This window comes from Flavobacterium movens (assembly GCF_039581425.1).
GTDB classification, from domain to species: domain Bacteria; phylum Bacteroidota; class Bacteroidia; order Flavobacteriales; family Flavobacteriaceae; genus Flavobacterium; species Flavobacterium luteolum.
Window position 1 is genome coordinate 181,735 of sequence record NZ_JBCPXY010000003.1, and the last position, 25,216, is coordinate 206,950.

Sequence of the window (25,216 nt, forward strand, 5' to 3'; positions counted from 1 at the left end):
TCTATTTTCGAAATTTCTAACTTGTTACTTTTTCTTTTTACCAAAGTAAAACGTTAGTCCTAACCCGAATTTATAATAGTAATCATCACGAGTTCCTGCTACGATATAATCAAGATTGTCACTGAAATTAATGTTCTGTTCAGCAAACAATTTTATTCCGATTTGGTCTGATGCCATATATTCTAAGCCCGCACCATATTGAATTTTTCCATACGTATTTTCAAATTTCCGATTCATACCATACCCTCCTCCAATATATAAATATGGAGTAAGACGGTCTTTTGGAAGAATGATCCATTCCATATTCAGGTCGTAGGTGATATATCCGACATCTAGTAAATTTTTATTGGCAAGATTTACAACATTGGTGGAAGCACTGACGGTAAAGCTTGGAGTAAGCATCCATTTTAAAGCTCCACGCCCAAAAGGTCTTAATAGCGGATCTTGATAATCTCCATCCATTAAAGTAGTACCCCCTGAAAGTTCAATGCCAAATTTACTTCTTCTATTTTCAAGCACTCGATCATATAAACCAGTTACATCAGCAGTTTTTGTTTCTTCAGCATAAGCTTTCAATAAATTATCGACTTCCCACTTTGGTGCATCAGCTTGCCAAATATTATCTTTTATCCCTTCTAACACCAAAGATTCAACGGCTTTTTCTATAGCTTCTGTAACTGCCATGTGTACCGGTTCGTTAGTGGTGTAACCTGTTTCCACCTCTAAAAGTCTTTTAAAATTGACATATCTGAAAAGGCTCTCATCGATTGCCTGAGACAAGATTGTTTTTGAAATATAAACTGATTTTAAAATTTTTCCGTTTGATGTAGAAATCATTCTCAGATAAATCGTTACACGATCCTGGCGATATTTTACAGATGCTCCAGCGCCAAAATATCTTGCTCCAAATCCACCCGTAATAATATTAGAATCATAAGAAACAATCCCTCCTTCTAACAAAACTCCTGCATATAATAGAGGCGTTATCTGAGGTTCATTAGGATTTGCATTTTTTACATACTCCTGACGGGTTGCCCGAATCAGATTTCGTTCCTGAAGTAAATTTCCAATATTTTCGCGCTCAATAGGCACAAACCATTTAGAATCTTCTAATGCCTTTATCAAAATAGAAGTCGCTCCCTGGGTCACAGCTGTACTAAAACTGCTTCCGTTTTCCTGAGGTTTATACTGTCCCGTCTGGTCTCTAAATTTATAGACCCCAACCACAACTTGCTCCTTAGGTTTTGGCAGATCTTTTAATAATGATGTCGCGGGCGTTCCTTCTCCCAAAACAGCTTTTTGAACTCCAGTGGGTTGATTGTAATAAGCACCGCAGCCAGTAAAAAGAAATCCAAATAAAATAAATAGGTAGAAATGTAATCGCATGTTATTGATTTGGGATGATTACTTGTGTTTGCTCTCCTGTATTAGTATCTAAAATATTAAGCGTGAATCCTTCTGAAGATGGATAAACATCGATTGAATAGCTCCCAAAAGTATAAGAACCTTCCTTGATACCATCTGTACCAAATTGTTGTTTGTAGAGAGAACTTGAGATCTGACTTAACAATTGCGAATTTAAATTGGCTTTAAAACGCTCCAAATCAGTTTGAGGTTTTACTTCGGCTGTTTTGTCTTTTTGTTTATTTTGTGCTTCGGCACTGCTCAAAAGCCATTGATAATTAAAAGTATCGCCTCCAAAAGCCGGGTTAACCGGTTTATAGACTAAGGCCTGAGCATTTATAAACGGAGAAATAAGCAGGAATACTGCGAGGGTAATTATAAATTTCATGACGTTAATAATAAAATTAATACTGAGTGAAATACTTGCGCTCTTTTTCTTTTTCTTTTAAATAAATGAAGGTTGCATTTACAGATTCCTCTGCAACGGCATCTAAAAACTCATCGTCTGGTCTGGCCAGAAACTCGTAAATAACTTCGTTGTCGATACTTACGGTTATGGATGTATTTCTTGCAAAACTATATTCTTCACCTATTGTCACTATTTTGTCAGCGTTGATTCCAATATCATTGTACTTGTAATAATATCTATCGTAAAAATCTTTTCCCATTTTGGTTTTGGTATCATCTGTAATGATTCCTCTTAACACAAATCCGTCAGCAGGCAATACAATTACATCTTTTTTTTTTCTTCACCTAAAACCACACGATCTTTCGCTATTATTTGTTTATCTTCATCATAAAACAATAATAAAACGACTACCTCATCATCTTCTGATAAATTAATTTGAGAAGTAGATAATTTTTGTTTTTCGTTTGGTTGTAAGGTAAAAACACCAACCTGGTCATTATTAGACTTATTATTACTTTTATTATTATTTTTTATAACAGACATCCTGTAGGCAGCACTCCTGATAACATCCGTAAGATTTTCAGCAGTACCTGTGATTTTTACATTGCCTTCTACTTTTTCGATTTCTAATTTAGCTTTTATTTTATCTTGGGGAACCTGACCATAGAGTATGGTGCTAAAAAAGACAAAAACGAAAATAATATGTCCGTATAAAAAACGCATCTTTTTAATTTATTTATTGATAAGAATTATTGAAGCTCCATTGCCTGTCTGGGTAATTCTCATGTTTTTTGACAGCGAATTGGTTCCAATACTTTGAATATTTTGATTATCTCCTTTTTGAATCATTTCCATATTTACATCATAGTTTGTTTTTAATGTAAAATCAGATATTCTGTTATTACTTCCTTCCTGTACGATATTTTGGGTAATTGTTTTAGCACTTTTATCCAAAAGCAATGTATTGTGCTCTCCATTTTGGTCAACAGCAACTTTTGTTTCATTTGATTTTAAAGCTGCATTCACTACGTTGTACGCTCCTATTTGCTGTATTTGAACACCCAATGGTATATTTTTGTTTAATTCATTTTTGTTTTTTTTGTCCATCGTAGAAACTATGCTAAAAGCTTTTTCTTTTGAATTAAAAACAGATGAACTATAGTTCTTAAAATCAGAATCATCTTCTTTTTCCTGAGCATAAAATGCAGTTGAAAAGAGCAAAAAAAGCACGCTATTTAAAAATAAAGTTTTCATCTTTTCTTTATTAATTAAACAAATGAGATAGTCACGGTTTAAAACTATCTCATTTGTTTTTATTTTTAACTATTAGTTAGTTTGTGTAACATTAGCAATTTGCGAATTTCCTTTTTGGAAAATCACACTTTTTTGTGCTGCTCCTGTTTGCAATAAGTTTGCGTAGTTGTTATTTCCACTTTGTAAAGTGTTATCAATATGTTTAGAACCATCTTGAACGGTATAGGATTTGTTATCATTTCCATATTGATAATGGTTTGATTTGTTTTCGTCAGCTCCTACTGCATTTGAAGCGCTAGTCTGAGTTTGCTCAGAAATATTGTTTTTACCTCCTTGAGAAGCATAAGCAGTATTGTAATTACCAGATTGAGTTTGTTTTGCACTATTACTTGCATGAGGAGAGTATGGTACATTTACTCCTGACAAACCTAAAGTTATTTGAGCGGTTGAAAAACCTGTTCCTAAAGCCGGACTCGCAGTACCTGTTGGAAACTCATTACCGGTAGTTCCCTGATCAATAGTAGCGGTATTATTATTACCTGTTTGTGTTTGCCATGCTTTATCATTTCCTCCAAGTGCACTAGGATTAACTAAAGCCTCAACAATTTGATCTTGCCAAATGGTAGCATTATTTGTTTTACCATCTTGAGTTTGATAAGCCTGATTGTCATGATTACTTTGAGAAATTTTTGCAATGTTATCAGTATTGGTTTGAGAAACCACTGCAAGGTTGTTTGTCGCATTTACTGGAGATGGTTCAATACCTTGATGCACAATAGATTTATTGTTATTTCCTACTTGCCCAACTGTAGATTTATTTAAATCCCCATTTTGACCAACTTCTGCATTATTCCCTGGTCCAGCAGAATTAAAAGCGCCTGTACTTTGAGTCACAAGACTCGCGTTATTCTGCGCTACGGCAGCAAACCCTACAAACAGCATCGCTGAGATGCTTAAAATTACTTTTTTCATAATAAATATATTTAATTGGTTATTAATACAAATTATTATGTAGGTACTTGCAGGTTTGTAATTTGGGGGAAACGGAAGGGGGCTTCAGAACATCATTTGAAATAGTTTTTTAATCCTATTTTCTCAACTTCATGACCAAAATTAGAAAACTTTCTGCAAAAGAGGTTCACGTATAAATACCTATTTTACAACATATTAACCTCTTTTCGATGAACTGTAAAACTATCTCGATGAACTGCCAAAATGCTTTAAAATTTTTATAGGAAAAAAGATACTTAATACAATTTCTTTACATTTCAAGGGGTATAACTAGCAAAAAAGTCCTTCTTAAACCATTTTTTTAGTATAATCTCAAAAAAAAGCCTGTCTTATTGAGACAGGCTTTAACAAATTGTTACGTTAGCATTATTTCGTAAACAATAATTCTCTGTATTTGGTCAATGTCCAACTTTCATCATCTACCAATAGTTCTAATTTATCGCAATGATTACGGATATCTTCAAAATAAGGTTTTACATTATTGCAATATGCTTCAGCCATTTTTTGAGCATCTGTCAATTGATTGGCTTTCTTTCTTTCATTGGTCATTGCCAATACTTTAGAATTGATTCCTTCAATATGACCTGAGATTTCTCTAATCAAAACAATCTGCTCTTTAGCCAATGCTTCAAAATCTTTTCCGAAAATTTCTTTTAATCCTTTTACATTGTCAATTAATGTATTCTGATAGCGAATTGCAGTTGGAATTACATGGTTTCTAGCAATATCTCCTAAAACACGACCTTCAATTTGGATTTTTTTAGTGTATTCTTCCAATTCAATTTCGTAACGAGCTTCGGCTTCTACATGATTAAAGATTCCTAATTGTTCAAATAATTCTAAAGCTTGTTTAGAAACCTTAGCTTTAATAGCTTCTGGAGTAGTTTTAAAGTTGCTCAATCCTCTTTTAGCCGCTTCTTTTTCCCAAGCTTCACTATAACCGTCTCCTTCAAAAAGAATCTTTTTAGATTGTTTGATGTACTCTCTTAAGACATTAAAGATCGCATCGTCTTTTTTCATGTCTTTATTTTCAATCAAGTTCTCTACTTCATTTTTAAAGTCAATTAACTGTTTTGCTACAATTGCATTCAAAGTTGTCATTGCATTTGAACAGTTTGAATTTGAACCTACAGCTCTAAACTCAAATTTGTTTCCTGTAAAAGCAAAAGGCGAAGTTCTATTTCTGTCAGTATTATCTAATAATACGTCTGGAATTTTACCCACCACGTTCAATTTCAAATCTGTTTTTTCTTCTGGCGAAAGTTTTCCTGTTGTTACGCTTTCTAATTCAGATAAAACCTTTGTCAATTGCGCTCCAATAAATACAGACATAATTGCTGGTGGTGCTTCGTTTGCCCCTAACCTATGATCGTTACTTGCTGTTGCGATAGAAGCTCTTAATAAAGTCTCGTTATCATTAACCGCTTTGATTGTATTAATAAAGAAAGTCAAAAACTGTAAATTGCTCATTGGCGTTTTGCTCGGACTCAATAAATTAACTCCTGTATCTGTAGCCAACGACCAGTTATTGTGTTTTCCAGAACCGTTTACTCCTTTAAAAGGCTTTTCGTGAAATAATACTTTAAAGTCATGACGCTCTGCTACTCTCTGCATTACATCCATTAATAAAGAGTTGTGATCGACCGCTAAATTAGTTTCCTCAAAAATCGGCGCTAACTCAAACTGATTTGGAGCAACCTCATTATGACGTGTTTTTACCGGAATACCCAATAACATACATTCCTGCTCTAAATCTCTCATATAAGTAAGAGCTCGAGTTGGAATAGATCCGAAATAGTGATCATCTAATTGCTGCCCTTTTGCAGAAGTATGACCTAATAAGGTTCTTCCTGTCATCATTAAGTCAGGACGAGAATTTGCCAAAGCTTTATCAATCAAGAAATATTCCTGCTCCCAGCCTAAAGTTGCTGTTACCTTTTTTACGTTTTTGTCAAAATATTTACAAACTTCTGTCGCTGCTTCATCAATTGCTGATAAAGCTCTTAATAAAGGTATTTTATTATCTAAAGCTTCACCTGTGTAAGCAATAAATACTGTTGGTATACATAAAGTTGTACCATATATAAAAGCTGGAGAAGTCGGATCCCAAGCTGTATAACCTCTTGCCTCAAAAGTATTTCTGATTCCGCCATTCGGGAAACTAGATGCATCCGGTTCTTGCTGCACTAACTGTGCTCCTCCAAATTTTTCTACAGATTCGCTTCCGTCATAAGAGGTTTCAAAAAAAGCATCGTGTTTCTCTGCAGTAGTTCCTGTAAGTGGCTGAAACCAGTGCGTATAATGTGTTACACCTTTAGAAAGAGCCCACTCTTTCATTCCCATGGCAATATAATCTGCTAATTTTCTGTCGATTTTAGTTCCGTGCTGGATGGCATCTCTTACTCCTTTAAATGCATCTGAAGTTAAATATTGCTTCATCGCCTTTTCATTAAACACATTTGCACCAAAAAGATTTGATTTTCGGCCAATTTCTTCAAAATGTACTGGCTTTCTATTAGAAGCTTGTTGTAAAGCTTGAAAACGTAATGTTGACATGGTTATGTATATTTTAAATTCGTACTAATTTTCATTAAAAAATGATCAGCAAATATAAACAATTAAAGTACCTGTTCAGAATATAAATTTTAGATTTTTAGTCAATGATTTTTCAACATAAAATGCTTTTTTCGAAGAATAATGAATTCAAATCACAGAAATATAACAAAACTATACGGTATTATTGATTAAATAAACATTTTTTCATAATTTCTTAACCCATAAATTCAAAAATGAACCGTAATTATTACGAATTTATTTTTTTAAGGTAATTAAAATTGCTTTTTTTAAAATATACCCCTAACAAAATTGCGCTTATCCAAAAAATTATACTTCACAAAACAAAATAGCCCCCTAATTTTTGGGACTAAAAAAATAAATCTATATTTGACCCAACGAAAAAAAACAAAAAAATTAATTTATATTATTATGGCTAAAATTAAGTTAGAGTACATTTGGTTAGATGGATATGAACCAACTCAAAATCTTAGAAGTAAAACTAAAGTTGAAGAACACGAAAACTTCAAAGGAACATTAGAGGAGCTTGGAAACTGGTCATTTGATGGATCATCTACAAGACAAGCCGAAGGAGGTTCTTCTGACTGTTTATTAGTTCCAGTTGCAATCTATCCAGATCCAACTCGTATCAACGGATGGTTAGTAATGTGCGAAGTTATGTATGCTGACGGAACACCACACCCTTCTAACGGTAGAGCTACAATTGATGATGATAATGATGATTTTTGGTTTGGATTCGAACAAGAGTATTTCATCATGGATACTAAAACACAACTTCCACTTGGTTTCCCAGTTGGAGGATACCCTGCTCCACAAGGGATGTACTACTGTTCTGTAGGTGGAAAAAACACTCACGGTAGAAAATTAGTTGAAGAGCACGCTGATTTATGTATCGCTGCTGGAATCAACTTTGAAGGAATCAACCAAGAGGTTGCTTGCGGACAATGGGAATTCCAATTATTCGCTAAAGGAGCTAAAAAAGCTGGAGACGAAATCTGGGTTGCTCGTTACCTATTAGACCGTTTAACTGAGAAATATGGTTACTATATTGAATATCACCCAAAACCTCTAGGAGATACTGACTGGAATGGTTCTGGTATGCACGCTAACTTCTCTAACACAGTTCTTAGAACATGTGGTTCTCAAGAAGTTTACGAGAAAATCTGCGAGGCTTTCCGTCCTGTTACTGCTGAGCACATTGCAGTTTACGGAGCTTACAACGATCAACGTTTAACTGGTAAGCACGAAACTGCTTCTATCCACGATTTCTCTTATGGAGTTTCAGACAGAGGATGTTCTATCAGAATTCCTTTAATGACTGTTCAAAAAGGTTGGAAAGGATGGTTGGAAGACAGAAGACCAGCTTCAAACGGAGACCCTTACAAAATTGCTGCTAGAATTATCAAAACTGTTAACTCAGCAATCTAATTCAAAGCTTACAATATATTCTAAAAAGTGCCATCGTAATTGTTGGCACTTTTTTTTGCATTAAACACGATAGGTTCTTAAAACCTTTCGGATTTAAATTAAAGTTATCTACCAACTTTGTCAAAGTTTAAAACTTTGACAAAGTTCTACTCTTCACTTTAAATAAGAATTTCATCTTTTCTTGCCTAAAACCACCTTTTACATTTCAAATAACCTCATAACTTTATAATACTTAACACTTTACAAATAATAAATATTACTTAATTTTAGGATTAAATTTAATTTTTAAGTTAAACATCAAAACTTATCTTTGTAAATCATTAAAAAAAATCATTATGATAGTCTGGTCACTCTTTTTACTTGCTGTAGTTTTTATTCTTGCTTTAGATTTAGGCGTCTTTAACAAAACACCCCATATTATTAGCACAAAAGAAGCCAGCAAATGGACCTTAGTTTGGGTTACTTTATCTTTCCTCTTTTCGGGAGTAATTTATTGGCTTTACACAACAGACTATATTGACAATCCAGATAATTTGAAACCAGCTGTGGCTTCAATGAAATTTATTACGGGTTATTTGATCGAGCTTTCACTGAGTGTCGATAACATTTTTGTTATCGCTATTATTTTTGCTTCATTCAAAATTCCGCAAAAATACCAGCACCGTGTTTTATTCTGGGGAATTCTTGGAGCTATTGTTTTCCGTGGATTAATGATTTTCTTCGGAGTTATGCTAATTAACAAATTCTCATGGACCACTTATGTGTTTGGAGTTTTCTTAATATTTACAGCCATAAAAATGCTTTTTTCTGGAGAAGAAGAAGATTTTCATCCAAAAGATTCTTTTATCTATAAAGCTTTAGGCAAAGTTATGCCGATTACAGCAGAGACAGATGGTGAAAAATTTTTCATTTCGACCAAAACTGCAAAAAAAGCAGCTACTCCATTATTTGTAGCTTTAATTGTTATCGAAGTGATGGACGTTTTATTTGCTGTAGATAGTGTTCCTGCAATTCTTGCTATTACCAAAGATCCGTTTTTAGTATTTAGTTCGAATATTTTTGCGATTCTTGGACTACGTTCTATGTATTTCTTCTTAGCAAATATGCTGGCAAAATTCAGTTATTTAGAATACAGCTTAGTTGCAATTCTAGCTTTCGTTGGATTAAAAATGCTTTTACACGATTTCTTCCACGTTCCAGAATGGGCTTCTTTAGGATTTATTGCTTTATCACTTTTAGTTGGCATTCTAGTTTCTCTTAAATTCGGACCAGAAAAAGTTTTAAATGATTCATCAAGCGAAGAATAATTAGTTTAAAAACATATATTCATAAAAAAAAAAGGAAATCTTACGATTTCCTTTTTTTTTATTGATTATTGAACTGAATCTAGTTTAACTTCTTAACGTTACTATCATCAATGTTATATTTCTTAATTACTTCATAATAATCAAGTTTATTTACAGATTTCCCAGTAACAATAGGATCAAAACCTGGGACAACTACAATACGAAATATCTGATTGACAACGAAATCAGACGGAATAGGATTAGCACTCAACCCATAACCTTCTGTAAATATTCTAACATTATCCTGAGTAAAATCAAACTTGTAAGTAAAGTAAAGACCTCCATCATTGTAATAATGCGAATCAGGAAGAGGAACCCATATATCACGATTAGTTTTAGGATCAGGCCCATCATATCTATATACCAAAACAACATCGCCTAAGTAAGTTTGCGATTTAAAATTAAAATAAATCTCGGAATTAGCAGTCGCACTAAAATTTACTTTTTCAATTTCAAAAACTTCAGCTGCAGCAGGGCTGCCTGGAGGTCCCGGAGGCCCTTCTGGTCCTTCACAGCTAGAAAATGCAATTAAACCGATAACTGCAAATAAGGTAAGTATCTTTTTCATAATTATTTTTTTTTAAGGATTATACTATATAAAGGTATTCCAAAAATTAAACCAAAAAAAGCAATTTGGCTTATTTTAGAACAAAATAGGCTTTATTTTTTCGCAGTCACCTGATTTTTAGCTAGTATTTTATTAAAAAATAATGCATGATACGGAAGTGAATTTTCCCAATAATCCCAAGTATGTGCTCCTGGACGTTCTGTATAATCGTGGTCCACTTTATTATAGACCAATCTTCTGTGTAATTCTCTATTTGGCTCAATCAAAAAATCGTCTACTCCGCAATCTATTATTAAAGGTAATTTGTTCGACTTGAGTTTATCCGCCATTCTTAAAACAGAATTTTGTTCGTACAATTCGGTGTTTCCGCTTTTATCACCAAAAACAGGCTGCATTAATTTTACAATTTGCGCCGAAGAATCTCTATTAAGCATCGTACTCATATCTACAGCGCCGCTCATACTTCCTGCTGCACAAAATAATTCTGGGTGTCTGGCAGACAAATACAATGCACCATGTCCGCCCATAGAAAGTCCTGTTATTACTCTTCCGTTTTTATTAGCAATAGTTCGATATGTTTTATCTATTTTCTGAATAACTTCTTGTGTAATAAAAGTTTCAAACTGACTTTCTTTATTTACAGGACTATCAATATAAAAACTAAACGTCTCTCCTTCTGGCATAACAATAATCATATTGTATTGATCCGCTAGATTGTGAACCAGTTTTTTGTTTGGCGTATTTTTAAGCCAATCACTAAAATGTCCGTATGCACCATGCAGCAGATACATTACCGGAAACGTCGATTTGCTTTTTGCATAAGAATTTGGTAAAACTACCGCTGCCTTATAGGTTTTACCCATAGCGGTACTCGCAACTTGAAGTGTGTCTACTTTTGCAGCGTATGTCATGGTGGTGAGACAAAGCAAAAATGCAGACAATAGCATTTTAAATTTCTTCATTTTGATATTTTTTTTTCTGATTAGGGTTTGTAAATATAACTTTTTTCAGAATAAAATATATGAAAAATCCGACTTGCTTTGGATGCCACGAATTACACAAATTTCCACTAATTAATTTAAATAATCTCTTGGCAAAATGTAAAATAGTACGTAAAACTGAAAAATAAAAAAACCGATCAGCTTTTGACTGATCGGTTTTTTTATTTCTTTTACAAATTATAAAATTTAATTCGTGCCAATTCGTGTAATTCGTGGCAAAAAAATCAACTAATAATAATCTTATGTTCATGACGGTATTGCGAAGCGCTTTTACCAGTATATTGTTTAAACGATTTACTAAAGTGGCTGAAATTATTGAAACCGCTTTCATAACAAACCTCATTAATACTCATAGGCTGTTCTGCCAAAAGTTTTGAAGCATGCACTAAACGATATTCATTTACAAACTCAGTAAACGTTTTGTTTGAAATCTTCTTGAAATAACGGCAGAAAGATGGCGTAGTCATACTTACCAGACTCGAAACCTCATCTATAGAAATAGATTCCTGAAAATGATCTTTTACAAAATTGAAAACCACATTCATACGATCGTTGTCTTGTGTTTGCAATTCCATCGAAAATCCGTCAGCGTTTAAGATGGTATATTCTTCAGCCGATTCCAATTCGTCTAAAACACTCAAAAGCGTCATTAATCTCTGAAATGGCGGTTCATTTTCCATCATTTCAATTTTCTTTCCGATACGCTTTTTCGTCTCGCCACCAAAAGCGATTCCGCCCTTAGCTTGTTTTAATATATTCTGAACTTTTCTCATTTCAGGAGCTACAAAAAAGTCGCTTCCTAAAAATTCAGGTTTAATATGGATAACGGTTTCCGTTGTATTTCCAGTCTGCTCATTTGTAAAACCGCAATGCGGCAAATTAGCTCCTATTAAAAGTAAACTACCATTGGTATAATAAGAAACATGGCTTCCTATTTGTCTCTTCCCTGCCCCACCGTTTATATAGACCAACTCAATTTCTGGATGATAGTGCCATAAATGAGCTTTACTATTGGTCTTTTCGGCGTGTTTAGCGTAGGTAAAAGAACTTCCGTATGAGTTAGTTATCACTTCAAGAGCTGGGGCAATTGTCTTCATGATAATTTCTTTAAAAAATAATAGCAAATTTAACAAAATCACCTAAAATAATTTAAATTTTAACCTATAACGGTTTCGTAAATGCGAATTTTACATTAAAATAACGTTCTTAACACTGAATAATTTACATCAAAATCGGCTTTTTTTTAGGGTCTTATTTTTTTTCCTGACTTTTTTTCTATTTATCCTATTTAAAACTCGATTTTATACCAATTTATTAAAAATTGTAAGAAAAATAGAAATTTTAAGAAGTATTCAGTTTTTGAAAAACTTTGAATAAAAACAATCAAATTAACAAAAACACAACATTAAAGTCAAATTTTAACATATAACGGTTTCGTAAATGAGAATATAGCATATAAATTGGAAAATATAGATGTTAAAATACCACAACTGCTGCCATAACTTTGCCTCAGAAAAATGAACGAAAAAAATTTAATACTATAGAATATGAAAAAGATTATGAAATTAAGTTTAGTATGTGCAGTACTCCTAACAGGAATGAGTACTTATGCAATTGATGGAAATGAAGCGTTAAATCTTCATGTATTAAAAGGAAATGGCAAGGTAATTGCTTTTGGAATTAATCAATTACAAAAAGCAGTTATTAGTATATCTGATACAAATGGTAATGTAATCTATACTGAGAACGCTTCTGGTAAAGACGGAATCTTAAGAACTTTCAGTTTAGAAGAATTCCCTCAAGGAAAATATATTTTAGAGGTTGCTGACAGCTTCAAAAAAGTAAAATACGATATCACTGTTAACGCTAATAGTTCTGTTTTGTCTTCAAAAGGAACGGTTTCTGTTAACTAAGAAAATATTAAGGTTAAGTGCAATTCTTCACGGCACTTAAAACTTTATACTCTAATACAGTATAAAAAGTGAGGTTAGATAGTTAGTAAGTTAAAAACTTTCAAAAGTTTTAAAAACAGCTCTTTGTGGTTACTGAGCTGTTTTTTTTTTGCTCTTTATTTTTTGTAAGTTATAACACAGAGATTCGCAGAGTTTTTTAATTAAAGATGATACATATAGATACAAAGTTCGCAAAGCTATATTAGGATAAAGCCTTACGAACTTTTTGTTTTATAAAATTTACTCAAAAAAACCTTTGTGAACTTTGCGTAAACCTCTGCTCCCTTTGCGCTACAATACACAATACAATTAAAAACTTAGAAGCTTAGTACCTCAGCACCTTAGTATCTTCAAAATTTCCTACATTTTTTAAACAAATCGTTATCTCAATGTAAATTAAAAATCATCAAAAACGTTGAAAAATAATAGCCTAATTAACGAAAAAGATAAATATAATTCAAATTTTAACCTATAACGGTTTCGTAAATGAGAATATAGCATAGAAATTGGAGAATATAGTATTGCTTTTTTACTTACAACTAAAGTAATTTAGCATCAGAGAATTAGAACTATTAATTTAAAAACTAAATACCATGAAAAAGATTGTTAGATTGAGTTTAGTAGCAGCATTGCTTTTCACAGGAATAAGCACTTATGCAATTGATGGAACAGCAGACTTTAATCTGCATGTTATTAAAGCTAATGGGAAAATGATCACGTTTGGTCTTAACCAAACACAAAAAGCCTACTTAGCTATTTATGACAAAGACGGATCTCTTATTTATTCTGAAACCGCTTCAGGTAAAGATGGAATTCTAAGAACTTTTAGTTTAGAAGAATTTCCAGAAGGAACTTACTTCTTAGAAGTAGAAAACGATGCAAAAAAAGCAAAATACGAAATCACAATAACTGACGATGCTACTATTTTATCTAAAAATGCAGTTTCTTCAGTTTACAAACCAGGTTTTGCTAAAAATACAAGCGTGGCAGCACGCTAAAAAGTTTATGCTTTCATAAAGTATAAAAGTGAGGTTAGATAGTTAGTAAGTTTAAAAACTTTCAAAAGTTTTAAAAACAGCTCTTTGTGGTTATTGAGCTGTTTTTTTTGTTTTATACTTTCTAGAGCATTACACAGAGATTCACAAAATTTTCCGCAGAGATTCGCAAAGTTTATTTTTTAAATCTTTGCGAATTTTTGTGTTTTTCTCTGTGAATCTCTGTGGAACAACTCAATTACTTTTTTGTAAAGAAATCCTTAACTCAACGTAAATTAAAAACCAAGCAAAACATTAAAAAATAATAAGTGAATTAACAAAAATGTTAAAAATAATTCATGTTTTAACCTATAACGGTTTCGTAAATGAGAATATAGCATAGAAATAGGAAAATACAGTTGCACTTTTTCATGTATTACATAAGTAATTTAGCATCAGAGAATTAGAACTATTAATTTAAAAACGAAGTACCATGAAAAAGATTGCAAAATTGAGTTTAGTAGCAGCGTTGCTTTTCACAGGAATAAGCACTTACGCAATTGATGGAAATGGAGATTTTAATCTTCATGTATTAAAAGCTAATGGAAAACTGATCACTTTCGCACTTAACAAAGTACAGAAAGCCAATTTAGCTATTTATGACACAGACGGGACTTTAATCTATTCTGAAACAGCATCTGGAAAAGATGGAATTTTAAGAACTTTTAGTCTAGAAGAATTTCCTGAAGGAACTTATTATTTAGAAGTAGAAGACAGCGTAAAAAGAGCAAAATACGAAATCACAATAGGAGATAATGCATCTTTATCTAGAAATGCAGTTTCTTTTGCTTACAAAGCAGGTTTTGCTAAAAATACAAGTGTTGCTACACGCTAAAATTTTATACTACAAAAAGGTATAAATTAAGGTTAGAAAATTTTAAAAATTACGATTATAAGAAACAGCTCTTGACGGTTACAGAGCTGTTTTTTTTTGTTTAAGAATCAAAAGAGATGATGAAACAGAAAATTTCTGAAAATTATTCTTATTAATTCAACTCTTTGATTTTTAAGTGTTAAAAAATGTTTTCTAAAAACAAATCCGAAAACCCAGTAATTACGTACATAGTTTAAACAAAATACCGAAATAATTACAATTCAGCAACTTATACATCGAAAAGTGCCAATATTTTGCTAAAAATTAAATTTGTATTTGTAGTTTTACGCGTTCCACATTTAGTAATTAACAATTTAAAAAAAACATGACAAAATTTACCAAAGCTGGTTTAGTTGCTGCCTTTTTTTTAGCGACTGTGTTTACCTATGCCATTGATGGAAAAGGTGATTATATTTTAAACATTAAAACAGGAAACGGAAAAGTAGTTAGCTTTACTTTAGACACTGTAGAAAATGCATCTTTCTCTATTTATGACGAGAATCACAATTTACTTTATGCAGGAGACGCTGCAGCAGACAAATTGGAGGTTTCAAAAACTATTAGTTTAGAAAGTTTTCCTGCAGGAACTTATGTTCTTGAATTGAAAGCAAACGACAAAGTGGCGAAACACGAAATTAAAGTCGCTGCTAAAAAAGTTAAGACTATAAAGTTAGACCAATCTGTAAACCAGAGTCCTTCTTTCCGTCGTTAATTTTTTGCCCTAAAAATTAGAAAAGCAGCTCGTACCAGGAGCTGCTTTTTTTTTGTTTTCATATTTTTTATTTACTTAAATCCGAGCCTATTTTTGCTAGCTTCCAAAAAAAATCTTTTTCAGATGAAATGATTATTTTTTGTGTTTCTTTATATACCACAGAATGCATAAAAGCATAAATGTAATCTAAGAAATCTATCAATCTGAAACTTTGCCGATATTCTGGACGCACTTCTTCGCTATTGGCAAAACATACATTTCCTGATTCTTTTTCTTCTAAGAATAACAAGCCTAAACGATTCGCAAACAATTTTACCGCTTCGTTATTTAAAAGAATCCTATCTGAATTTTTTTGCAATACATCATCAAGCATACAAAAGGATTCGGCACTTTGCTGTATTTTTTGAACGTAAAACTCAAGATCATCATTGTCAGAAAATGTAATCTTAGACCTTTCACGTTGCAAGCTTTCTATTTTATCCAGATAATCCTGTATTGTCATCGCAATATTCTTTCTGATATAAAGTTAAATTATATTCTTTTTAAAAAATGAAAAAAAACTATTTCAAGATCTTTTTTTACTTTCAAAAAATACATAAATCAAACAAAATCAATTATTTAAAAAAAACATAATATAATCGACCAAATCAAAAAAACATCGTTTAAAAACACTTTATATTACTGATTTACATATCTTTGCATAATAAAAGCATCATTAAATGCAAAATAATAAACAAAAATTGACGTTTATTGATTTATCAAGCTTTTATCGAGCTGAAAATATTTTCAAAAACAATTAAAAAAATACGATTAAATACCACAACCAAAACTAAACCTATGCAAAAACATTTAGCAATTTTAGTATTGTTAATCGTATTTTCATTTCGTGCCGCGGCGCAAAATGAAACTTATTATAGAACCGAAAAAGTCGGCGAAAAATACGCTTATGTCGACGTTATAAAGACCTACGAAAAGGTCGCTGCAAAGGGCTACAAATCTGTAGACTTGTTTCAAAAATTAGGAAATTCATCGTACTCGAATTGCGAACTGGAGAAAGCAGCCGAATGGTATAGCGAACTCTTCGCTCTAACCACAGATTTAGATCCCGTTTACTATTACCGCTACGCAGAATCTTTACGCTCTATTTCTGAAAACGAAAAAGCAGATGCCTTAATCGAAAAATTAAAGCGTAAACCAAAAACTTCGATAAAAAAGAAAGTATAATAAGAACTTAAATTGATATAAAAAAACCTCTCTGAAATGGGAGGTTTTTCTATTTAAAACAAAATCTTCATTTCGACCAAAGGTAGAAATCCAGAGCAAGGAAAATTTATTTACAATATATTTGAGATATGAATGAAAACACAAAAGATATATCAATAAGGCAAGCTGTCAATTCAGATTTACCGAAACTTGCCGAATTTCTGCAACATTTAGTGCATGCAGAAAGGCCTTTCGATGTAACATTAAAAGAAGGAGAGATTTTTTATTATAGCATAGAGGAATTTATTTCTGACCCCAAATCAGAACTTTTGGTTATAGACTTTAACAATCAAATTATTGGTTGTGGATATGCTCAAATTCGACAAGCTAAACCCTATCAAAAACATGAATTTTTCGGGTATCTTGGTTTTATGTTTGTAGATCCAGAATTTAGAGGAAAAGGTCTTAATAATCTATTAATTGACCGTCTTAAAAAATGGGTATCATCTCAAGGAATAACCGAAGTTAGATTAGAGGTATATCATGATAATAAAGCCGCTGTCAACGCTTATAAAAAGGCAGGATTTGAACCAATACTCACAACCATGCGTTGCGATATAAGCCAAATGGATGATACTATTTAAACACAATATTTGTCATTTCGACCGAAGGGAGAAATCACACACGTAATTCCGCAAAGATTGGTGATTTACTTTGTCGAGCTATTAGTGTGATTTCTCCCTTCGGTCGAAATGACAACTTTTATGAAATTTTGTTATAGAATACTTTACAAATCTTCAATTTATATCTTTACAATTTTCTTATTTATAAGAGAATTGCCGTACTTAATCTGAACATTATAAATTCCCTTAGTCAATCTTGATACATCAATTCTATTATCATGAAAAGTCGATAAATCAGTTACCAATCTTCCATTTATATCAAAAATATTAACCGTTTGGATGCTTTCACTATTAGGCAGATTAATTTGAACAAAATCAGTTGAAGGATTTGGATATAAAGTTAATGATGGTTGTTTATCTATTGATATTACATTCAGATTACTTGCATATTTGCACAATTTGTTATCTTTTGAATAATATAAATAATCATTATAACTAATCGCCTCTGAAACATTGTCTAGTGCAGTAATATTTTCAACTTTTTGCAAATTATAATTGAAAATATAACCACTTCTTTCTTGCTTTTCATTTTCAGGTGATGTGATAAAATATTCATTGTTATTAATATTATAAATTAAAGCAGCAGACTCATAAGCAAAAAAGACAAAAGGCTTTGATCTTGATGGCATTTCCTTTATTTCAGATATCTCGTTATTACTAAGCTTCATAGACAACAATGAAGTACCATTAGCGCTATTTGGTCCACAAAAAATTAAAGAATCGTTTTTATATACAAAACTAGAAGGATAAAAATATTGTGACTTTTGAGCCGAATATATCATAGAAAGATTTTTATTCGCTAGATTAAATTTCCAAATTTCTACATTAAAATAATCTGCAGAAAAAAACATAAGATATAGATTTCCATTAACTTCAATGACATCACTAAAATTTGCTATTTTAAAACTTCCATTCCATACATTTCCTCTATTTATTGTATTTTCAGGAGTTCCATCCGTCTCAAATAAATAATTTCTGCTAACAAAATACAATTTATTAGCGCTTTTATTATATTGAGTAAATGCTGCCGTACCTCCTAATCCTGATCCATTCCCATCCATTTGATCTGATATAGGATATGTCCCTTCTGAAGTTCCATCGCTTCTCCACACTCTAGAATCATTCGAATTAACTACCTGAAAAGTAAAAATAAATGTATTATTCAATTCACCTTCAAAAGTTGGTTTATTCCAAATAGGCAAATTATCTTTTATCAATACTGTTCCGTCTTTTGTACCATCCGTTTTCCAGATCTGCAATACATAATCGCTGGTTTTCATTAAAAAGAAAATTGAATTTCCTACGGTTGTAAGTTTCTCAACTCTACCTTTAAGAAAATCTGTAATTTTTACAGTTTCATTTATTCCATCTGTTCGCCAAATTTCTCCATTTGAAAGATTGTCTCTTGCAATAAAAAACAACTTACCATTTAATATAGCTGAACCTGTATTTAATATTCTTTTTGGATTAAAACCTTCACTTACATTCATAGCGTGAAGAATAGCTGTGTTCTCAGGAGTTCCATCACTTTTCCATATTTCAAAACCTGTATTTTCAGCACTAGCTTCAAAAAATAAATTGCCATTAAATTTTAAAAAACTGTTTGGATTACTAGTTAAATCATAGATTTTCTGTTGAGCACTGGTTTTGATAAAAATACAAAGTATAAAAAATAAAAGTAATTTTGTTTTCATTTAGTTTGTTTAGCAAGTTTTTTATTAAAAGTAAATATATAAGTATAAAATAGATGAACAAAAAAACCTCTCATTTCTGAGAGATTTTTCTATTAAATTATAATCTTTCAATTTCACTTAATCAGCAATTTTATAATCGGTAAACTTATAAGTATTGTCCATTTTTCCCATTAATTCAACAGATTGAAAATTAACTCCTTCTTCTGTAACCTGATAATCGTAAACATCAATTACGCCATCGTAGTTATGTAATTCATAATACTTTCCGTTTTCAACCCACCATTTGCCATTTTCAGTTGTTTGATCGACTTTACCACTTGGATAAATTACAACAAATAATAAAGTACTAGTTCCGTTTTCAAAGCGGCATGAAACCCAATATTTACTTACACCATCCTGCTGCTGTCCTGTTTCAGAGCCTTTCCAGCATCCAAAAAGTTTTGAGTCGTATGTTTTGTTTTCTGTTTTATTAGTTGCTTTTATGTCCTGCTTAACCTTGGTCTGGCAAAAACTCAAGCTTGTAATAAATAGCAATCCTAAAATAAAAATGCTTTTTTTCATTTAAAATTAATTTGTGAGGTTATATATAGTTTTTGGTTTTCAGAATTGATTTGCCTTTCCGAGAAAGCTTTTCATCTCTATTTTTCTGGTTGCTAATATATACAAACAAATTTCTTCTAAATTGAGGAAAGCCGTAAAACGATATTTTTTTGTAAAATAAAAAACCTCCCATTTCTGAGAGGTTTTCTTTTATATAAAATTTATTATTTCTGATTTAGCAATTTTTCTAAATACTCAATTTTATCTTTTTCTGCCTGAAGCAAACGTTCGTAAAGCTTTTTATTTTCTTCTACCGCTTCCATTAATTTATCTAATGGATTAAAAGTACAAGTATTATAATGATTAAAATTATTCCCGGAAACTGCATCATTAAAAGTGTTGAAATAATTTATCATACCATCTTCTGAAAAATTCTTAATTGCTTCCACCGTTACACCAAGCGCTTTTGCTATTTCAGCAAGTCTATCTTCTTCTATAGTTTCGCTGTTTTCAATAGTAGATATTGTTTGCTGACTTATTCCCAAAGCCTGCGCCAAAGCTTCCTGTTTCATATCACGAAGTTCACGAATACGGCTTATTTTTCGCCCTATATGATTTGGTTTTGTTAGTGTGCTCATAATTCAAAGATAATAATTAAGTGTGAAAACTTCCACGAGTAACAAACTTATTTAGTACAGTACGATACCCGCAGAATCAGTTTGGTAAAATACAACATATTCCTTCCTTCGCCGAATCAAACAAAAGTACAATTTTTCTTATAATTATTTTATAAAAGTCAAATTGTAAATCATTTAAAATATACGCCTTATGGAAATAAACGAAACAGAAAAGCTACAAAAACTGCAAAAATTAACCGCCCAGTATTTTACAACGCTACAACCAACCAATGAAGCCAATTCTTATACCGCACAATTTAAAGTGGTCAATTATTTAGAACTCGGTTGTCTTATTACCGATTTACTCAAATTATGCATTCTAGCGCTTGATAATGACACGCATAATTTTTCTAAAAAAGATAAAAGTGCAACTATTAATGTGAGTCTGATTTTGGAAACAATTCTGCATTTGTTTCCCATGGATGAAATGGAGTTTTTGGGGTTTGTGGAAGAGGATTTATATTTCAAACGGTGACAAGTAGTCACAGTTTTATTTGTTTTCAGTTGACTACAAAATCAAGTCAACTGAAAAACACTTTCAATCACTCGTGCGAGTGGGGAAAAGATGAAAATTCTAATACTAAAAAATCTCGCAAAGGCGCTAAGTCGCAAAGTTTTTACACAATCTTGTCATTTCGACGAAGGAGACTCGAGCGATAGCGAACAGGCGAAGCAAATCTTCGCAAGTAACTCGACAAAGATTTGTCACTTGCTTTGTCGAGCTTCGAGTGCGATTTCTCCTTATGTCGAAATGACAAACTTTATGGAATTTTGTTGTTTTATTGGCGCAAGCGTCTCACTCATGCATTACTTTGCGTTCACGAGCGAAACCCTCGCGCTATCGGGGCACTAGTGAACTACTTTTTTAATAGAATTTATTGAGAGGTTTAGATTCTTAAAAGTCTGCATAAAAAAGCCTGAAAGGCTAACAGCTCCAAAATAGGGCAACGCCCTATTAGCTAAAACTCAATGCAACTCGAAGCCCTGAAAGGGCAATAGACATTCTTGTCATCTAATTGCTTACGCCCTTTCAGGGCTTTCTTATTAAATCCTATTACAGACATTGGGCGTTTGCCCAATGCTAAAATGCTGTTAGGCCTTTGGCCTTATTGGAAAATTTCCAATAAAAAAACCTCCCAAAAATCTTGAGAGGTTTTTCCATATCATTAAAAAAAATCCTTACATATTCCTTCTATACTGCCCACCAACTTCAAACAACGCTGAAGTAATCTGACCCAAAGAACAAACCTTTGTAGCTTCCATTAAATGATCGAACAAGTTTTCGTTTTTAATAGCCGCTTGCTGTAACGTATTTAAATGCTCGTTTACTTTTGCTTCATGGAAATTATGCAAATTATCCAACATCGTAATTTGATATTGTTTTTCTTCTTCGGTTGCACGAATAACCTCAGCCGGAATTACCGTTGGCGAACCTTTTGAACTTAGGAAAGTGTTTACACCCACAATTGGGAAATCGCCATTGTGTTTTAAAGTTTCGTAATACAAACTTTCTTCCTGAATTTTAGATCTTTGGTACATCGTTTCCATTGCGCCAAGAACTCCGCCACGTTCCGTGATTCTGTCGAATTCTTGAAGAACTGCAGCTTCAACTAAATCGGTTAATTCTTCGATGATGAACGAACCTTGAATTGGGTTTTCGTTTTTCGCTAAACCTAATTCTTTATTAATAATCAGCTGAATTGCCATTGCACGACGCACAGATTCTTCTGTTGGCGTTGTAATCGCTTCGTCGTAAGCGTTGGTGTGCAATGAATTACAGTTGTCATAAATCGCGTATAAAGCCTGTAAAGTTGTTCTGATATCGTTGAAATCAATTTCCTGTGCGTGTAACGAACGTCCAGAAGTTTGAATATGATATTTCAGCATTTGTGCTCTTTCGTTGGCTCCGTATTTATTTTTCATGGCTTTTGCCCAAATTTTACGTGCCACACGACCAATTACAGAATATTCTGGATCAACTCCATTAGAGAAGAAGAACGATAGGTTTGGTCCAAAATCGTTGATGTTCATGCCGCGGCTCAAATAATATTCCACGTAAGTGAAACCATTTGAAAGTGTGAATGCCAATTGCGTAATTGGGTTTGCTCCTGCTTCAGCAATATGATATCCTGAAATAGAAACCGAATAGAAATTACGAACGTTTTTAGTAATAAAATATTCCTGAACGTCGCCCATTAAACGCAATGCAAATTCAGTTGAGAAAATACAAGTATTTTGCGCCTGATCTTCTTTTAAAATATCGGCTTGAACCGTTCCACGAACTTGTGATAATGTTTTGACTTTTATTTCATTATACACTTCTAAAGGCAAAACCTCATCTCCGGTAACACCTAAAAGCATTAATCCTAAACCGTTGTTTCCGTCTGGCAAATCGCCTTGGTATCTTGGTCTTTCGATTCCTTTTTCTTTGTATAATTTGTTGATTTTAGCTTCAACTTCTTTTTCTAAATCATTTGCCTTGATGTAAATCTCACATTGCTGATCGATTGCGGCATTCATAAAGAAACCTAACAACATTGGCGCAGGCCCGTTAATCGTCATACTTACTGAAGTCAAAGCGTGAACCAAATCAAAACCTGAATATAGTTTTTTAGCATCATCTAAACAGCAGATTGAAACTCCTGCATTCCCAATTTTTCCGTAAATATCCGGGCGTAAATCTGGGTCGTTTCCGTATAAAGTTACGCTGTCAAAAGCGGTTGAAAGACGTTTTGCAGGCATTCCTGCACTTACATAATGAAAACGCTTGTTGGTTCTTTCTGGTCCGCCCTCGCCCGCAAACATTCTTGACGGATCCTCGCCTTCACGTTTAAACGGATATAGTCCCGAAGCAAAAGGAAATTCTCCAGGAACGTTTTCTTGTAAATTCCAACGCAAAATATCGCCCCAACCTTCATATTTAGGCAAAGCAATTTTCGGAATCTGTAAATGCGATAAACTTTCAGAATGCGTTGCAATCTTGATTTCTTTATCACGAACTTTAAACGAGTAAACTGGATTTTTGTATTTTGCTACTTTTTCATCCCAATTCAGGATAATTCCCCAATTGTACGGATCTAAATTCATTTTTACTTTATCAAATTGATTCAGTAAAAGATTTAAAAAGATTCTGTTTTCATCATGTTCTGCAATTCCACTAGATAAAACAGAAGAATCATCAATTCCAGCTTTAGTAATTTGAGGAACTTTTCCAGAAACCGATTCTATAGTTTTGAAAATTCCGTATAATTTCTGTGCTACTTTTTGCTGTGCAATTGCTGTTTCATCATAACTTCTATTATTCTCTGCAATTTCAGATAAATAACGCGTTCTGTGTGGCGGAATTACGAAGATTTTCTCGCTCATTTCTTTGGTGATTGTAAAAGTCGATTTCAAATCTGAAGCCGTTTTTTCAACCACTTTGTCCATAATCGCTTTGTAAAGCGTGTTCATTCCCGGATCGTTAAACTGTGAAGCAATTGTTCCGAAAACTGGCATTTCGTCTGGGCTTTTATCCCAAAGATTATGGTTTCTCTGATATTGTTTTTTTACATCGCGTAAAGCGTCTAAAGCACCGCGTTTATCAAATTTATTTAAAGCTACTAAATCGGCAAAATCAAGCATGTCGATTTTTTCCAATTGTGTTGCCGCTCCAAACTCAGGTGTCATTACATATAAGGATACATCAGAATGATCCATAATTTCGGTATCAGACTGACCAATTCCTGAAGTTTCCAGAATAATCAAATCGTATTTTGCGGCTTTCAAAACTTGAATCGCTTCGGCTACATATTTAGATAAAGCCAAATTCGACTGACGTGTCGCCAGCGAACGCATATATACACGAGGATTATTAATCGCATTCATACGGATTCTGTCTCCTAAAAGCGCTCCTCCTGTTTTTATCTTAGAAGGATCGACAGAAATTAATCCGATTGTTTTTTCTGGAAAATCAATTAAAAATCGGCGAACTAATTCGTCAACCAAAGAAGATTTTCCGGCTCCACCCGTTCCTGTAATTCCTAAAACTGGAATTTTAGAAGTGGTATTGCTTTCATGAATTTTATCGAAAACCGGTTTTGCAATTTCTGGGAAATTCTCAGCCGCAGAAATTAAACGTGCAATTGCCGTTGGCACTTTATTTTCGATATGATCGATTTCTCCGTTTAGTTTATCTCCAATAGGAAAATCAGCACGTTGTACCAAATCGTTAATCATTCCTTGAAGTCCTAAAGAACGTCCGTCGTCTGGAGAATAAATTCTTGTAATACCATATTCATGCAATTCTGAAATTTCGCTAGGAAGAATTACACCGCCTCCACCACCGAAGATTTTAATATGTCCTGCTCCCTTTTCGCGAAGCAAATCATACATATATTTAAAGTATTCGTTGTGTCCGCCTTGGTATGATGTCATTGCAATTGCATTGGCATCTTCCTGAATAGCAGTATTTACCACTTCTTCTACACTTCGGTCATGACCAAGATGAATTACTTCAACCCCTGTTGACTGAATAATACGACGCATAATATTGATGGCAGCATCATGACCATCAAAAAGTGAAGCAGCAGTGACAATTCTTACTTTATTTTTAGGAATATATGGTATTTGTTGTTCCATTTTATGAATATGATAATTTTAAGCGACCAATGTACAAATTATTTTAATATTTGATCAGTCAAATAACATTATGTTAATAAAAAAGAAAATATTTTTTCTTCAATATAAAGGTAACAATTCTTGCTACTAATTGATATAAGTTAAAGAAAGCTTAAAGACATGGCAATTTCGCAACATTTAAATAAAATCAGGAAACATGTTTCGAGCTCTCTAATAGTAATTTAGCAGTGTA

General features: G+C 32.8%; 24 protein-coding genes. 9 read left to right on the forward strand and 15 right to left on the reverse strand.

All coding sequences use genetic code 11. The features are described from left to right. Positions 1–24: 24 nt before the first annotated feature. From AAYQ05_RS07110 to AAYQ05_RS07140, 7 genes are all read right to left on the reverse strand, one after another. A complete protein-coding gene (locus AAYQ05_RS07110) occupies positions 25–1,386 on the reverse strand; it encodes a CsgG/HfaB family protein (protein ID WP_343542214.1) in 1,362 nt (453 codons plus the stop codon). A gap of 1 nt (position 1,387) precedes the next feature. Then, on the reverse strand, positions 1,388–1,792 hold the full coding sequence (locus AAYQ05_RS07115) for a curli assembly protein CsgF (protein WP_343542216.1): 405 nt from the start codon (positions 1,790–1,792) through the stop codon (positions 1,388–1,390). A 16-nt stretch (positions 1,793–1,808) separates the two neighbouring features. Then, positions 1,809–2,129, reverse strand: a complete 321-nt coding sequence (locus tag AAYQ05_RS07120) for a CsgE family curli-type amyloid fiber assembly protein (RefSeq protein WP_343542218.1) — start codon at positions 2,127–2,129, stop codon at positions 1,809–1,811. A gap of 5 nt (positions 2,130–2,134) precedes the next feature. Next, a complete protein-coding gene (gene csgH / locus AAYQ05_RS07125) occupies positions 2,135–2,536 on the reverse strand; it encodes a curli-like amyloid fiber formation chaperone CsgH (protein WP_343542219.1) in 402 nt (133 codons plus the stop codon). A 9-nt stretch (positions 2,537–2,545) separates the two neighbouring features. After that, positions 2,546–3,067: a hypothetical protein gene (locus AAYQ05_RS07130; RefSeq protein WP_343542221.1), complete on the reverse strand. Its 522-nt coding sequence runs from the start codon at positions 3,065–3,067 to the stop codon at positions 2,546–2,548. A 72-nt stretch (positions 3,068–3,139) separates the two neighbouring features. After that, entirely contained in the window at positions 3,140–4,039 is a 900-nt protein-coding gene (locus tag AAYQ05_RS07135; RefSeq protein WP_343542222.1) for a hypothetical protein, read from the reverse strand. Positions 4,040–4,444: 405 nt separating this feature from the next. Beyond that, positions 4,445–6,634, reverse strand: a complete 2,190-nt coding sequence (locus AAYQ05_RS07140) for a glutamine synthetase III family protein (RefSeq protein ID WP_343542224.1) — start codon at positions 6,632–6,634, stop codon at positions 4,445–4,447. A 429-nt stretch (positions 6,635–7,063) separates the two neighbouring features. Between AAYQ05_RS07140 and AAYQ05_RS07145 the strand changes: the two genes are divergently transcribed. Then, positions 7,064–8,080: a glutamine synthetase beta-grasp domain-containing protein gene (locus tag AAYQ05_RS07145; RefSeq protein ID WP_177210321.1), complete on the forward strand. Its 1,017-nt coding sequence runs from the start codon at positions 7,064–7,066 to the stop codon at positions 8,078–8,080. A 335-nt stretch (positions 8,081–8,415) separates the two neighbouring features. Further along, a complete protein-coding gene (locus AAYQ05_RS07150) occupies positions 8,416–9,387 on the forward strand; it encodes a TerC family protein (protein WP_281631872.1) in 972 nt (323 codons plus the stop codon). A gap of 79 nt (positions 9,388–9,466) precedes the next feature. Here AAYQ05_RS07150 and AAYQ05_RS07155 read toward each other — a convergent pair whose 3' ends face one another. From AAYQ05_RS07155 to AAYQ05_RS07165, 3 genes are all read right to left on the reverse strand, one after another. After that, positions 9,467–9,994, reverse strand: coding sequence for a hypothetical protein (locus tag AAYQ05_RS07155; RefSeq protein WP_343542229.1), 528 nt, complete (start codon positions 9,992–9,994; stop codon positions 9,467–9,469). A 92-nt stretch (positions 9,995–10,086) separates the two neighbouring features. Beyond that, positions 10,087–10,956, reverse strand: coding sequence for an alpha/beta hydrolase (locus AAYQ05_RS07160; RefSeq protein ID WP_343542231.1), 870 nt, complete (start codon positions 10,954–10,956; stop codon positions 10,087–10,089). Between the two features lie 263 nt (positions 10,957–11,219). Continuing rightward, entirely contained in the window at positions 11,220–12,092 is an 873-nt protein-coding gene (locus AAYQ05_RS07165; protein WP_177210325.1) for an AraC family transcriptional regulator, read from the reverse strand. 450 nt (positions 12,093–12,542) lie between these two features. On the opposite strand from AAYQ05_RS07165, the gene AAYQ05_RS07170 reads away from it, so the two are divergent. From AAYQ05_RS07170 to AAYQ05_RS07185, 4 genes are all read left to right on the forward strand, one after another. Further along, positions 12,543–12,908: a T9SS type A sorting domain-containing protein gene (locus tag AAYQ05_RS07170; RefSeq protein ID WP_343542232.1), complete on the forward strand. Its 366-nt coding sequence runs from the start codon at positions 12,543–12,545 to the stop codon at positions 12,906–12,908. 632 nt (positions 12,909–13,540) lie between these two features. After that, positions 13,541–13,945: a T9SS type A sorting domain-containing protein gene (locus AAYQ05_RS07175; RefSeq protein ID WP_281631869.1), complete on the forward strand. Its 405-nt coding sequence runs from the start codon at positions 13,541–13,543 to the stop codon at positions 13,943–13,945. Positions 13,946–14,414: 469 nt separating this feature from the next. Next, a complete protein-coding gene (locus AAYQ05_RS07180) occupies positions 14,415–14,816 on the forward strand; it encodes a T9SS type A sorting domain-containing protein (RefSeq protein ID WP_343542233.1) in 402 nt (133 codons plus the stop codon). Positions 14,817–15,180: 364 nt separating this feature from the next. After that, entirely contained in the window at positions 15,181–15,567 is a 387-nt protein-coding gene (locus AAYQ05_RS07185) for a secretion protein (protein ID WP_343542235.1), read from the forward strand. Positions 15,568–15,634: 67 nt separating this feature from the next. On the opposite strand, the gene AAYQ05_RS07190 is transcribed toward AAYQ05_RS07185, so the two are convergent. Next, a complete protein-coding gene (locus AAYQ05_RS07190) occupies positions 15,635–16,069 on the reverse strand; it encodes a hypothetical protein (protein WP_343542237.1) in 435 nt (144 codons plus the stop codon). A 335-nt stretch (positions 16,070–16,404) separates the two neighbouring features. Here AAYQ05_RS07190 and AAYQ05_RS07195 point away from each other — a divergent pair, with 335 nt between their 5' ends. Both AAYQ05_RS07195 and AAYQ05_RS07200 read left to right on the forward strand, forming a co-directional pair. After that, positions 16,405–16,791, forward strand: a complete 387-nt coding sequence (locus AAYQ05_RS07195) for a tetratricopeptide repeat protein (RefSeq protein ID WP_177210332.1) — start codon at positions 16,405–16,407, stop codon at positions 16,789–16,791. A gap of 128 nt (positions 16,792–16,919) precedes the next feature. Beyond that, the gene (locus tag AAYQ05_RS07200) at positions 16,920–17,414 is read left to right on the forward strand and encodes a GNAT family N-acetyltransferase (RefSeq protein ID WP_343542239.1); all 495 of its coding nucleotides are present in this window, start codon (positions 16,920–16,922) and stop codon (positions 17,412–17,414) included. Between the two features lie 158 nt (positions 17,415–17,572). Here the strand turns inward: AAYQ05_RS07200 and AAYQ05_RS07205 are convergent, their stop codons facing one another. From AAYQ05_RS07205 to AAYQ05_RS07215, 3 genes are all read right to left on the reverse strand, one after another. Further along, on the reverse strand, positions 17,573–19,147 hold the full coding sequence (locus AAYQ05_RS07205) for a T9SS type A sorting domain-containing protein (protein ID WP_343542240.1): 1,575 nt from the start codon (positions 19,145–19,147) through the stop codon (positions 17,573–17,575). A gap of 117 nt (positions 19,148–19,264) precedes the next feature. Next, positions 19,265–19,708, reverse strand: a complete 444-nt coding sequence (locus tag AAYQ05_RS07210; protein ID WP_281631861.1) for a hypothetical protein — start codon at positions 19,706–19,708, stop codon at positions 19,265–19,267. A gap of 203 nt (positions 19,709–19,911) precedes the next feature. Beyond that, the gene (locus AAYQ05_RS07215) at positions 19,912–20,325 is read right to left on the reverse strand and encodes a helix-turn-helix domain-containing protein (RefSeq protein ID WP_343542241.1); all 414 of its coding nucleotides are present in this window, start codon (positions 20,323–20,325) and stop codon (positions 19,912–19,914) included. A 190-nt stretch (positions 20,326–20,515) separates the two neighbouring features. On the opposite strand from AAYQ05_RS07215, the gene AAYQ05_RS07220 reads away from it, so the two are divergent. Then, entirely contained in the window at positions 20,516–20,839 is a 324-nt protein-coding gene (locus AAYQ05_RS07220; RefSeq protein ID WP_343542242.1) for a hypothetical protein, read from the forward strand. Positions 20,840–21,543: 704 nt separating this feature from the next. Here the strand turns inward: AAYQ05_RS07220 and AAYQ05_RS07225 are convergent. Next, a complete protein-coding gene (locus tag AAYQ05_RS07225; RefSeq protein WP_343542244.1) occupies positions 21,544–24,984 on the reverse strand; it encodes a methylmalonyl-CoA mutase family protein in 3,441 nt (1,146 codons plus the stop codon). Between the last annotated feature and the right edge of the window lie 232 nt (positions 24,985–25,216).